Here is a 15,636-nt window from a genome sequence, read left to right on the forward strand (position 1 = left end):
ATAATTATTCGATATCTACGCGTCAGCACATGTGTCACATTTCTGTGACTACGAGTAAGTTTTACTTATGTTGCTCGGTAGTAGGGTATTTATCGATTGTTTAATGATTCAATACTTAGTTTAATCGTATAAAGGTGTGCAGTATGCCGCACTAAATTAATAAGAAATTATCTAAAAAGGTTAATGGGAAACGTAAGCCATTAGTGGAGGTCAGATGAGTATGCACACGGTACCGCAGAGCGCGATTGTAAATGCTGTCAAAGGTGACGTTTTGGTTTTGGGCCTGGATGGAAACGTTAAGGTCATAAAAGCGGGGGATGAGTTAAGACCTGGCGAGATTGTTATCACAGAAAATAATGCTTCTCTCGACGTACAGATAAATAATGAGCTTTATCTGGTCGATGCAAATTGTCTTGCTTGTCTTCCTGTGCCTTCTTCTGAACCGTTAGAACCAGTATTGGTACAATCTCCAGTTAATGGCTTGGTGACTTTTGACCCAACGGCTATTGGAAGTGCTGACTTCGACGCCAACGATATTGCCGCTATCCAGCAAGCTATTTTAGACGGAGCTGACCCTACCGCTATCTTAGAAGCAACAGCTGCTGGCGCAGGTGCTGAAGGCTCGGCTAATGCTGGCTACGTGACGGTTGAATATAATAATCCGGAAGTACTTGCCTCCACCTTTTTTGAGACGTCAGCGACTCGTAGCGGTGTAGAAGAACGCGATGAAGCTGATGATTTAGATGTCACTATTTTTGCCGATGGCGGACAATCATTGCAATCTAGCGTAACAGAAGGCTCAATTTCTCTATCAAGCTATCCGAAAACCATTTCTTCTAGTGTGCTGGTTGAAGCAGGGGATCTCGCACTTGATACCGCTTCATTTGTACCTGAAACGTCCTCATTAGAGTCTCTGTTAACCGAGCTAAATAGTGATATTACCTCTGCTGGTCAGCCAGTGGCGTTCGTTTATGACGAAGCGCAAAATGCCATTATCGGCACTCAAGAAGGTAACGAAGTGCTTCGTATAGAGATCGAAGCGACATCTTTAGGCCGTAATTTAGAGTTAGAGGTCGTTACCACGATTAGCCAGGGTATCGACCATGTCGCGTCTGTTGCTGATGGCCAAGTATCGATCGTCGGTGATCAAATCAATATTGCTTTTGATATTACAGGCGCAGATATTGGTGGTAACAGTATTCAAGCCCCTATTGATTTTACGACAACCGTTATTGATGGCGATGATCCTTCGCCGCAAAACGTTACTTTTGAAAACGTTGAATCTTCTTCTACACCAATTACTGGCACCTTTGTTGATATTGGTAGTGATCAATTGGCAACGGTCACGTTTAATCAAGAAGGGCTTAGTCAGTTCGATGGCCTACTGAGTGATAATCAGGCAACAGAGGCGGTACTCTCTGAAGACGGCAGTACTATCACCTTGTCCATTGCGGGCTCTAATGAAACCGTTTTAACTATCAGTCTTAACACTGATGGTACCTACCAATTTGAGCAATTTAAGCCGTTAGAACAAACAAACGGTGAAGATACGATTGAGCTCTCTTTGCCAACCACAATCGTCGATTTCGACCAAGATACGGCAAGCAACACCTTTACGTTAAACATCCTTGATGGCGATAATCCAGTGATTGAAACCGTGACGGGATTGTCTTTAGACGAAGCGGGTGTTGACCAAGGTTCACAGGAAGGCGCGGTAGTAACAAGTGGCTCTGGGTCGATTACGACAGCGGTCGGTAGTGACATCATTGACCATTATGAGTTGGAACCTACAGAGTTTAATGTTGGTGGAGAACTCCAATCTCAAGGGCAGGTTGTTCAACTAGAATTAGCGTCCGAGAGTAACGGCGTGCGTACTTACGAGGGTTTCATCGAGCTGGATGGCGTGCGTATCACAGTATTTGATGTGGCGATTGATGCCCCTGTATTGGGCGAATACCAATTCAACTTGTATGAACAACTCGACCATACGGGTGCTAACGATGGCTCGCTTACTTTCTCACTGCCAGTTTACGCGGTAGATGCGGATGGTGACCGCTCCTCGATTACCGACGGTTCGAACACACCAGAAGCAGCGCAAATTGTCATTCAAGTTCAAGATGACGTTCCTTCGATTGATGGCGTTGATGCGCTAGCCGTCGATGAAGACGATTTATCAAGTATCGGCTCTGATCAAAGCGACTCTGTGCTCGCGCAAGGTAGTTTCACGACGACTCAGGGCTCAGACCGTGTTGTAAGTTATCAATTAGAGAGCGGCACTGATCCACTCAATGGGTTGGAATCACAGGGTCGATCTATCTCTCTGACGGAAACTGTCAACTCCGATGGTAGCTTTACCTATTCTGCAACGGCAGAAGGGGACGCTATCTTCACCTTACAAGTGAACTCTGACGGTTCTTATTCATTTACTCTTGAAGGTCCAATCGATCATGCTGTGGGTAGCGATAGCTTAACTCTAGACTTCACTATTGTCGCAACGGACTTTGACGGTGACACCAGTTCACTTGTTCTACCGGTAACCATTACAGATGATGTGCCAACCATTAACGACGTTGTTGCTCTTACCGTCGATGAAGATGACTTAAGTTCGGTAGGCTCTGACCAATCACAGCCAACGTTGGTTGAAGGTCAGTTCACGACGACTCAGGGTTCTGATGGCGTCGTACAGTATCAGTTGGATGTAAATGCAGATCCTTTAAATGGTCTACAATCTCAAGGGCAAACCGTCTCCATCGCCGAAACGCAAAATGCAGACGGCAGCTACACCTACAGCGCAACGGCAAATGGCAGCGCAGTCTTCACATTAATTTTGAATACCGACGGCTCGTACAGTTTTGAGCTGCAAGGTCCAATCGACCATGCGGCAGATCGCGACAGCTTAACCCTTGATTTTAGCGTTATTGCGACAGACTTCGATGGTGATACAAGCCAAATCGTGTTGCCAGTCACCATCGTGGATGATAAACCGACTATTACCGATGTTGATGCGATTACCGTTGATGAAGATGACTTAGCAACAATTGGCTCAGACCAGACTGAACCGATTTCAATTGATGGCAACTTCACCACCACACAAGGCTCTGATCGAGTGATGAGCTATCAGCTTGATGCTTCTGCAACACCAGTTGACGGCCTTACATCGCAAGGCGTGGCAGTCACGCTGACTGAAACCGCAAACGGTGATGGCAGCTTTACTTATAAAGCAACAGCGGGTACTGAAGCGGTCTTTACGCTAACAGTGAATACTGATGGTAGCTATAACTTTACGCTAGAAGGGCCAATTGATCATGCTGTCGATAGCGACGAGTTGACGCTCAACTTCCCAATCATCGCGACCGACTTTGATGGTGATACCACAAACGCCACGATCCCTGTGACGATCGTGGACGATAAGCCAGTTATCACTGACGTAGATGTCATTACGGTTGATGAAGATGATCTAGCATCAATCGGTTCAGACCAAAGCAATCCAATTTCTATTGATGGCAGCTTCACCACCACGCAAGGCTCAGACCGTGTGGTGAGCTACCAACTCGATGCTTCATCAACACCAGTTGACGGTTTAACGTCGCAAGGTGTAGTGGTCACGCTAACTGAAACTGCAAATGGTGATGGCAGCTTTACTTACGAGGCGACAGCGGGTACTGAATCGGTCTTTACGCTGACAGTGAACACTGATGGTTCTTACAACTTCACGTTAGAAGGTCCAATTGATCACGCGGTTGATAGTGATGAGTTGACACTGAACTTCCCAGTTATAGCCACCGACTTTGATGGCGACACCGTCACTGAATCCATTCCAGTCACGATTGTTGATGATGTACCGACTATTACAGCGGTTGATGCGTTGAGTGTCGATGAAGATGACCTTAGCGGTGTGGGTTCCGACCCAGGCGGCGATCTGTTTGTTGAAGGCGCGTTTACAACTACTCAAGGCTCTGACCGAGTGGTGAGCTATCAACTGGATTCAACCGCTGATCCTGTTGCGGGGCTGACATCTCAAGGTGAGGCGATTACCTTGGTGGAAACCGCTAATGGTGACGGCAGCTTTACCTATGTGGCGACCGCTGACGGCAATCCTGTTTTCACGTTAAACGTCGCAATAGATGGTACGTACGATTTTACGCTTCAAGGACCAATCGACCATGCGGCCAACAGCGACAGCCTAACCATTGATTTCCCGATTATTGCCACCGATTTTGATGGTGATACGGCCACGGCAACTATTCCAGTCACGATCACGGATGATGCACCAGTCATCGATAACGTCGTGCCGCTGGCTGTGGATGAAGATGATCTCTCAGGTATTGGCTCAGACCAAAGTGACGCTGTTTATGTAGAAGGTGCGTTCACGACCACTCAAGGCTCAGACCGTGTGGTGAGCTACCAACTTGATTCAACGGCTGATCCTGTTGCAGGTTTAACCTCTCAAGGTGAGCCTGTTACTCTGGTAGAGACTGCGAATGCCGATGGCAGCTTTACTTACGTTGCTACCGCGGATGGTAACCCTGTATTCACCATGAATGTGAATGCAGACGGTACATACAACTTCCGTCTGGAAGGGCCGGTCGACCATGCGTTAAACAGCGATGAATTAGTTCTGAACTTCCCAATCATTGCGACGGATTTTGATGGTGATACGACTACTGCGACCATTCCTGTAACCATTACTGATGACGTTCCAAGCATCGACAACGTTGTTCCACTGACAGTAGACGAAGATGATCTCGCCTCAATTGGCTCAGACCAAAACGATGATGCGTTTATGTCGGGTTCTTTCAGCACAACTGAAGGTTCGGACAGTGTTGTTAAATACCAGCTTGATGCAACAGCAGATCCAGTAGCAGGGTTGACCTCTCATGGTGAATCTGTCGTGCTTGCTGAGACGGCAAACGGTGATGGTAGCTTTACTTACACTGCTACAGCGGATGGCAATGCCGTATTTGAATTAGTGCTGAAGCCAGATGGCAGCTACACCTTTACTCTGCTAGGTCCACTAGACCATGCGATGAATAGCGACAGCCTACAAATCGATTTCCCGATTATCGCAACAGACTTTGATGGCGACACTTCAACTAAAATACTGCCTGTCACTATTGTTGATGATCAGCCAAGCATCACTAATGTTGATGCGATCAGCGTGGATGAAGATGACTTGGCTACGATTGGCTCTGATCAAAACGAGTCCGTGTCGATTGATGGTCACTTTGTCACGATGGGTTCAGATCATGTTGTGAGTTATCAGTTAGACGCGTCCTCTAACCCTATTAATGGCTTAACCTCACACGGGGTAGTGGTGACAATGACGGAAAGCGCGAATGCGGATGGCAGTTTCACCTATACCGCTACCGCAGGATCAGAAGCCGTATTTACCTTGACGGTGAACAGCGACGGCAGTTACAACTTCACGCTTGAAGGTCCAATTGACCATGCAACAGGTAGTGATGAGCTGACGCTGAACTTCCCAATCATCGCAACGGATTTTGATGGTGATACCACCACAGAAACGATCCCAGTCACCATCGTGGACGATAAGCCAACCATTACCGATGTTGATGCGATTACCGTTGATGAGGATGATTTAGGTACGATTGGCTCAGACCAAACTGACCCAATTTCAATCGATGGCAACTTCACCACCACACAAGGCTCGGACCGAGTGGTGAGCTATCAGCTCGATGCTTCTGCAACACCACTAGCTGGACTCACATCACAAGGCGTGGCAGTCACACTGACGGAAACCGGAAACGGCGATGGTAGCTTTACTTACGAAGCGACAGCGGGGGCTGAAGCGGTCTTTACGCTGACAGTGAATACCGATGGCTCTTATAACTTCACGCTTGAAGGTCCAATCGACCATGCTGTTGATAGCGATGAGTTAACGCTCAACTTCCCAATCATCGCGACCGACTTTGATGGCGATACCTCTGCTGAGACAATTCCTGTCAAGATCGTTGATGACAAGCCGACACTTGGTGGCATCGAAGCCACAAGTGTGCAAACGGTTGATGAGGACGATATCCCAACAATCGGATCCGATGGTACGCAGTCGAACAGCATTGCAGGTAACTTCATCGCGACTGATGGCTCTGATGGCATTGTGGAGTATGGCGTTTCTGACCTAACGACGCCAGTACAAGGCCTGACCTCTGGTGGTCAATCTCTGGTTATGGTTGAAGTATCAAACGCGGGTGGCGTTTCTGTTTACGAAGCTCGTATTGATGGCACGACGACACCAGTATTCCGTGTGACCCTCGATGCCTCTGATGATAGCTACACGTTCGATTTGCTTGCTCCTCTCGATCATCCAAATGCTGATGGCCAAAATGAACTAATCATCAATTTGCCGATAAACGCGACTGATTTTGATGGAGACGTGTCGAACAACATCACCTTACCAATTACGGTTGTGGATGATGTTCCGACCATTGATGGTTTACTAGCAGGCAGTGAACAGACTGTTGATGAAGATGATCTACCAGCAGGTACGGATGCTGCAAGTGCAGAAGGTACTGTTATTTCGGGTACTTTTGATATCACCGAAGGTGCTGACCAAGTTGCTTCTATTCAGCTAAGTGACCTGACCACGCCTGTTGCGTCGCTGACTTCAGATGGTGACGCTATCACCTTAGTTCTGTCTTCTAGCGCAAACGGCGTGAACGTATACCAAGGTGTCGCTGGCAATCCTGCTGAAGTGGTGTTCGAACTGACGTTGGATGCAACGAACAACACCTACGAGTTCGATTTACAGAAGCCGCTTGATCATCCAGATGGTAATCAGCAAAACGAGATTGTTATTAACCTCCCTGTGACGGCGACAGATAATGATGGTGATACTTCACCAGCCTTCACATTGCCAATTACCGTTGTGGACGATGTTCCAGTTGTTACCAATATTGAAAGTCTACGTGTCGACGAAGATGACTTACCTCTTGGTTCTGATGGAACGAAAGAGCCATTAACGGTATCAGGTGAGTTCGAAGTCACTAGCGCAGATGGTATTGATGCTTTCGAATTGGATCTAAGCTCAAATCCTATCCCGAATCTGAAATCGGGTGGAGAAGAGGTAACACTTTCTCAAGACGTTGGCGCTTCAACTGCTGACGCACTTGTTTACGTGGGACAAACTCCGGGTGGAGTGACGGTCTTCACGTTGACACTTCATCAAGATGGTAAATACGACTTTGAGTTATCTGGTCAGTTAGATCACGCGGTTAACTCTGATGAGATTTTGTTGAATCTACCTGTGAAGATCACGGATGGCGACAACGATACCATCACTGCGACCTTGCCAGTGACGATCGTAGATGACAAACCAACCATTGATGCTATTAGCTCTGGTAGTACCTTGTCTGTGGATGAGGATGATATTCCAAGCCAAGGTTCGGACGACACGCCAGAATCCAATATCATTGGTGGCAACTTTGACGTTACTGATGGTGCCGATTCTATCGTTAGCTTCCAGTTGGATAGTTTAACATCGCCTGTTTCTGGCCTTACCTCAGGTGGTCAACCGCTTGAGTTGGTTGAGTTTTCAAATTCAAACGGTGTGATTGAGTACCGAGCTTATGTACAAGGTACGACGGACACCGTCTTTAAACTGACGCTAAATGGTTCAGCCGACAGTTATGAATTTGAACTGTTGGGTGCACTTGATCATCCTGCGGGTAACGATGAAAACTTGTTAGTCATTAACTTCCCAGTCAACGCGACTGATTTTGATGGCGATGTTTCAAATAATATCACCTTGCCGATCACAGTGGTGGACGATGTTCCTGCGATTGTGAAAGTGACAGACACTAGCCAACAAACAGTCGATGAAGATGATCTTGCTGGTGGCTCAGACACGACAAGTAGCGATTCAACGGTATTAACTGGTGGATTTGAAGTCGTTGATGGTGCGGATGAGATTGTCAGTTACCAAGTTTCTGACCTCAATGCCGTTGTGTCTGGCTTAACTTCGAACGGCAACAGCATCGAGTTGAATGTGGTGAGCTCGGTTGGTGGTGTAACCAGTTACGAAGCGGTCATTACTGGCACATCAACTAAGATCTTCACGTTGTCTCTTGATGCGAATAACGACAGTTACCAATTTGAACTATTGGGACCAATCGACCATGACGCTGTTCAAGGTGAAAACAACCTTGTCATTGATATCCCAATTACAGTGACAGATTTTGATGGTGATACGTCATCATCACTGAACCTTCCAATCACCATTGTTGATGACATTCCTGAAATTACATCAGCAGATGCTTTGGCTGTTGACGAGGATGATCTCGCTAATGGCTCTCAGGCAACCAACAAAGACAGCCTAGAAGCAACAGGCAATTTCGATACGGTAGAAGGGGCAGATACAGTTGTCTCTTACCAGTTGGATCTTACTTCTAACCCGATCCCAGGAGTCACTTCAGGTGGTCTCGCGGTAACGTTAGTTCAAACCGCGGTAAGCAACAACAACTTTACTTATCAAGGTCAAACACCTGATGGTAACTCAGTGTTCACGCTAGTTTTGAACGCTGACGGCTCTTACAAGTTTACGCTTGAGGGTGCGCTAGACCACTCAACCCAAGGCGAAGATACACTCATACTCGATCTTCCAGTCTTCGCGACCGATGTCGATGGCGATACAGCCGATATTAACTTACCAGTGACGATTACCGATGATGTTCCGACTCTACACGATGCGTCTATTTCACGCATTGAGGGACAAGGAAACCGCACGGTTCGCTTATTCCGAGACCCTGTAGAAGGTGATGATGATCTTGGTGCCGACGGCGCACAAGTGACGTCATTCTCGGCTGATGATTCGGGTATTTACTTCAAGCAAAACGGTGTTGACTCGGACTCTGTTGATTTAAACGGCAGCAACCAAGTTGTGTTCGTTCACAAGGTTCTTGACGGAGTGGATACCGAAATCGGTCGTTTGATTGTACGAACTGACGGCCGCGTGTCTTTCCGTCCGAATGACGATCTTGACCACACAGAAACAGATTCGATTGATTTCACCATCAACGTTGTTGCAACCGATGGTGATGGCGACATTGCTGATGCCGATGTGGATATCTCGATAAGAGACCGTAATGCGCAAATTGACACGTCTACCGTTACTGCGTTCGAGGACCAAGGGCGTGATGGTGTCGTTGTGGGCGTTGACTCTGCAAATACTCAGGACAACTTGTCGACGCTGGATGTGACGCCGGCGAAAGTCGACTTGGTTATCAATTTACATGATATCGACCGTAACGAGAGCTTAGGTGACATCACTATTCGAGATGCTGATACTCACAACGGTACGTTCTACTACCGAGACGGTAGTGGCAACTACATTGAATTAACATCTGTGGGCAATACGGTTGTTCTCGACGCATCAAATGTCGAGCAGTCATTCAATGGTGAGTTTGTCTCGTTAGATAACTTGTACTTCGTACCAGATCGTCATACATCAACCGATGCTTCTGGTATCGATCCTCGTATCCGTGTGGAAATTCTTAACAATGGTACGCCAGATCATACGATTAATGGTCGTTTAGACATTGAAGTTGCTGCCGTTGCAGATATTGCGACTTGGACGACGAGCAGCGAGTTTAACTATTCTGTCGATGAAGACGGAAACAACGTCGCACTTAACATCACGGCTGAAACTCAAGATACTAGTAACCCTGAAGGAATTGTGTACGAACTCGTCTTTACACAAGGGGAAGATAACGCAGAGTTAGTCTATTCAGATGGTAGTGCGATACTAAAATCTGGTGGTGTTTATCTCGTAGATGCCAGCCGAATTGGTGACGTTCAAATTGATCCAATCGATAATTTCTCGGGCGAAATCAAGATTGATGTAACCGCGATTACAACAGAAAACAATAATCCGTTATCAGGGAAGGAAACGGCACGTTCAGAGACAGAAACTATCATCATTGATGTTAACCCAATCGCGGACCCAGGTAGTTTTACGGTCAACCGAATCAATGTCTTTGAGGATAACGCTCGAACTCAAGACACCGTCAATCCTGTCACGGATCATGATCCACTTCAGTTAAGTGAAGTGATTACCATGAAGCCGTCTGCGGATTTAGATGGTTCTGAAGCACTGTTTGTGCGTATTTCTGACTTCTCAATTGATGGCGTTAAGTTAGTGTGGCTTGATTCAGCAAACCCAAGCCAAATCGTGGAAGTGACCGATTCAAGCGGCAATGTACTCTATTACGAAGTGCCAGAATCTGAGTTAGCCAACGTCGAAGTGCTTCCTCCGTTGCACAGCAATGATGACTTTACTTTCAACGTTGAAGGTATCGTCAAAGACACGGCATCGTTATCTAATGGAGTTGCCGAAGATATTTTGTCACTAGGCAGCAAAACAGTGATCGTCGGTGTGAAAGGCGTAGCTGACATACCATTTATTGAGCTGAATGATAAATCAGGGATCTGGCATGAGTTTAATGACGGCAATGTAAGAGGTATTGAGACTAATATCGATGAGAATGGTCAAGTAGAGTTGGGCTTTAGTGTCATCTCTGGCGAGTTACCAGATAACCCGAATGATCACTCAGAGTCGGTTACGGTTCTGTTGTCCAATATTCCGGCAGGTGTTGAGGTATTTGATAGCGATGGTGCATCCGTCGATCTAACCTTTGTAGGTTATGACGCGCAAAATCAGCCAATCTATGAAGCCAATATCACCACGGCGAATATTAATTCTGGAATTGTTATTAAACCGGAAGCGTCATCGACGGAGAACATTCATATTACAGCGACGACGATCGTCACAGAGAATGATGGTCACAGTCGAACCTCATCGAGTGAGATCCGAATTATTGTCGCTCCTGTCATTGATGCGCAAGATAACTACACGGTTCAATCAGAAGGTGATGAAGATACACGCTTTAATATTGATTGGAAGCCAACGTTGGCTCAAAGCCCTGATACAGACGAGTTCTTTAGTGATGTGACGATTTCTGGATTTCCTCCAGGCAGCACAGTTTATGTCGATGGCGTAGCACAAACATTGGTTTCTGGAACATTAACACTTTCGCCACTAGCGAACGAGTCGGAGCAAGACTTCTCTGCTCGAATCTCTCAAAGTGGTTATGTCCAGGTGCAATTAGAGCAAGACTCCAGTACTGACTTTGATTTGAATACTACGGTGACGGTGAAAGAGATAGACCACGAATATGTCGATGCTTCTAATCCAGGACAGGGAATTGCAGAAAAAAACATCAATGGCATGGTGCATGTCCAAGTCAATCCAATCGTTGAGCCAGAAAATACAACAGGATCGTTAGACGCCCAGACACGTTTGCTTGTTACTGAAAGCACTGGCGTTGTCACTGACATCGTGAAGTCAGACGGTCAAGGGAACATTGATTTTACGATCAATACTTCAACGGGTGGGGAGTCTGGTGCGAATATCATCAAATACCAAGAGTTTGACGCCTCTTCAGATGAAGTGGTGACTCAGCTTGTTGTTCAGTTCCACAATGTCGACCCTGAGATTCTCAATCAATTGGTCATTGTTGGTGCATTGAACGAAGGCGGCGGTCGATGGACAGTCATTGACGAAGAAAACTTCTCGATTAAAGCACCTTCAGGTCTTGATTTAACGCCAAACAACGACAGCGATGATGGTGACAACGGCGGTCTATCTCAAATTGGGTTAACCATCTATGCCGAGGTCAACGATTTAGGTGAAGATGCCGTTGAAAAAGACGCAACAGTAGTAAGAGAAACTGACGTGACACTTGAGTTTCCGACGGTTCTCACGTCGCAAACAAGTGTTGCAGCTGAAATTCAGGTGGCTGATGACGTCCAAATTGAAGCATCGGAAGATAATGCGATCGACCTTGGCACTCAATTGACGTCGAAAGTCGATGCGATTAATGCGGATGGTGTGGAAGATGTTTTGACTGTTGTTATTGATCCATCCGCACCCGGTATTCCTCCAGGCTTGGTGATAACAGGCACTGATATCGATTTTGTCAATGGTAAATACGTTTTCCAAGCAGATATTGATGCTAGTGGCAATATCACAGGTTTGGACGGTTTAACGATGCACTTGGCGGAAGATTACGCTGGTGATTTTGAATTGCCTGTGAGGTTTGTCACCAAAGACACAGAGTCTGGCGACGAAAAAGAAAACAACGTGCGAATTCCAGTTCAGGTTTTACCGATTGCAGATGTTCCGAGTTCGGCGGGTGATCAGCCACTAGATGGTGATGTTACACCAAATGTGACAGTGGATATCACAGGTACTCTCGGTTTAGACGCGAACAAACAACCCGTTGATGACCTAAATAACGATGTACCAACGGCGGATGGTGTGGGTTATGAAGATGGTTTAATCCAACTTAATCTGAATGTCGATTTTGCCGACCGTTATAACAATATCCAAGGTGGTCAGGAAACGCTAACGAATATCAAGTTAGAGCTCGATGACACAACACTGGGGGAGTTTGTTGACGCAAATGGCAATAGCTTAGGGACAAGTATTGAGTTTAATGAAGCAGAGATTTTAGCGGGTGCGCTTGATAATGTTCTGTTTAAGCCGAAAGAAAATTATCCCGTAGGTGGGGGACAAAACACCGTCAAGATTAATATCGAAGGAGAGATCACGGACGAGGCTGTATTTGATCAGTCTATCCTAAATAACCTTGGCGATAATATCGACATAAGAACTTTTACTGATGACGTGACATTCGAAGTTACGCCAGTGGTGGACGATATTACGATTACAGGTGCCGATCCTACGAAGCCAATTACCGTGGTTGGTGACGAAGATACTTTAATTTCGTTGAATCAATCGGGCTCAGGGGTTTCGATCAGCTTAAACGATAATGATGGCTCTGAAAGTTTCGTTTCACTCAAGTTAACAGGGATCCCTGATGACTTTGTCGTGCAATCCAATTCCTCTGATTATGTTGTTAAGAACAACGGCGGAGGAGAATGGAGTATTCAGCTAAAAGACCTTACTCAGACATCCGTTGATTTGAGTGACATCCAAATCAAACCGCCGAAAAACTTCAGTGGTGAGGCAGAGATTGGCATTACCGTGTTCATCCAAGAAGAATTGTTACAAGTACCAACTGAGCGAACTAATAACTTTACGCTGGTTGTGAATCCTATTGGCGATGATGTTGATGTGAATCCTGATACTTCAGCTGCGGGGAATGAGGGAGAAGATATTGTTATCAACGTCAATGCGTTGGTGGTTGATAACAAAGAGTCCATCGGAGATGGCGCAACCTACCAGGAAAATGATCCAGAGACGCTGAGAGTTGAGATTTCAAATGTCCCTGATGGGGCGAGTGTTTCATTACCTGATGGAACGCTGTTTACTGACCAAGGAAATGGCGTCTTCGTATTAGAAATCGATGCTCAAGATTTGGATCAAGTGGTCTTTAATTCTGGTGATCGCAACGATAACTCATGGGGTGGGTCACTGCATTTCAAAGTGCAAGCGGTTGATACCGGGCTCGATGGTCGCCAAAGTTTAGGTTCAGCCGAGGAGTTTGACGTAGCTGTTGATGTTGAAGCGGTGAATGATCGACCGGAGTTCGCGAATGTCATTGACGTTGAAACACCAGAAGACAACGCTATCCTGCTGGATACATTTGGTATTTCGGATGTGGATGCGGTACTTGATGATCCTACCGCAGAGTATGTCTTGAATATTGCTGTCGATAGCGGTTACTTGGCGCTCAATCCATCGATTATTGCCAATTACGGATTGACGGTTTCTGGAGACGGCACGGGTTCAATTGAACTGAAAGGAACCGTATCTGACCTTAACGCCGCTATCGCTGATGGTTTAGTGGAGTTTAACCCAGCGCTTAACTTCTTTGGTAACGTCAATGTCGACATCTCTGTCGATGACCAAGGCAACGAAGGGATTGTGATTAGCGGTGTCGATGAAACACTCAATTCAAATAGCAGCCAATTTGTAATTGAAGTCACAGAGGTGAATGATGCGCCAACAACATCGGAAGTGACCTTGACAAGTATTGATGAAGACAGCGGCGCTGTTATTATGACCGCAGCAGACTTGCTGGTTAATGCGGTTGATATTGAGTCGGACAATTTAACCGTTAGCAATGTTACGCTTGTCGACCCTGCAGCAGGGACGCTTACTCAACTGAGCTCAACGGAGTGGAGCTTTGAACCTGCTCCTGATTTTTACGGGGATGTAAGCTTTAATTACGATATTACGGATGATGGCATGACCAATGGCGTCTCGGATCCGAAGACCGTCAGTGGCTCAGCCGTGATGACAGTGCAGGCGATTAACGATGCTCCGGAGATTGATGGCTCAATGGTCACAAATACGATTGTGGAGTCATCGGATCAAAAAATCTCAGGTATCGAAATTACCGATGTTGATTTTGCAGGTATTCATGAGAATGAAATCATGACGGTGTCACTCAGCATCGATGAGGGTGATATAAGTGTCGTTGTCTCGGCGGGGAGTGGCATTACTCAAGGCGTTGGTTTAGCTGGTGAAACTGTACTGATGGGGACTTTGTCTCAGCTTAATAGTCTTTTCGCTTCGACGGATCCGGATGTCGGTGTATTTATTGATGCCAGTGACGTGAACAGCAATTCTATTGCGCTTACCGTTACCGCTGATGACAACGGTATCTTCTATGACAACTTAACGGGTGCCTCACTACAAACATCAGAAACGTTTGATATTAACGTAACGCCTGTCGCTGACGTACCAAACTTGGCCATTGATCAGAACTTTAGTTACATTCAAAGAATTAGTGCGAGTCAAAGTGCAAGCCGTCAAGGCATCGCGCTAGTGGGTATTATGGCGGCGTTGACCGATGTCGATGAAGTACTGGCCTTAGAGCTCACTGGCGTGCCAAGAGGAGCCACTATCACGAGTGAAGCTACAACATCGAATATCAGCTTTGATGGTACAACATGGACTGTTCCAGAAGATGAAATTGATACGCTACATATCAATAATGCGATCCCGGGAGATTACGATATTACATTGACTGCGGTTTCTACTGCATCAAATGGTGACCAAGCGTATTCAACGCCATTAGACATTAATCTAAACGTTACACTAAATAGTCAAGATATTGATCAGTCAGCTGAAAGTGAAGACAGCTATCTTATTGGTAGTGATGCAGGCATTACTTTAGCAGCAGGTACGGGAGATGATTATATCCTAGGAGGAGATGGAGATGACGTGCTTATTGGCGGACTAGGCTCTGATATTCTGACTGGTGGTGCGGGTAGCGATATCTTTAAATGGACAGAAGACACGGTGGATAATGGTGCGATTGACACCATCACTGACTTTAGCGTTAATGAGGACACCATTGACCTCAAAGACGTGATCGCTGATTTGAATGACCCAACGGCAGGTATTGATGATTTACTTGCGCACATTCAAGCCGATTACGACGCATCAACAGAAAATGTTTCTCTGAACATTACGACGGATGCAAATGTCCAGCAAATCATTGTTGTGGAAAACTTAGGTACATCGATAGACTTCAACGGTCTTAGCTCCAATGAGATTGTAGAGTCATTGCTGAATCACGGTGTTATTGATAACGGATAAATCTGGATTCAACATAAAACGGGCGGCTTTAACAAGGCGTCCGTTTT

General features: G+C 46.1%; 1 protein-coding gene. It reads left to right on the plus strand.

Going from position 1 to position 15,636, the window contains the following annotated elements; genetic code table 11:
• Positions 1-214: 214 nt before the first annotated feature.
• Entirely contained in the window at positions 215-15,589 is a 15,375-nt protein-coding gene (locus D8S93_RS15905) for a retention module-containing protein (RefSeq protein WP_152814208.1), read from the plus strand.
• The last annotated feature ends 47 nt before the right edge of the window (positions 15,590-15,636 follow it).

Origin of the sequence: Vibrio sp. VGrn 2 (genome assembly GCF_009361695.1) — a bacterium.
Lineage (GTDB): Bacteria > Pseudomonadota > Gammaproteobacteria > Enterobacterales > Vibrionaceae > Vibrio > Vibrio diabolicus.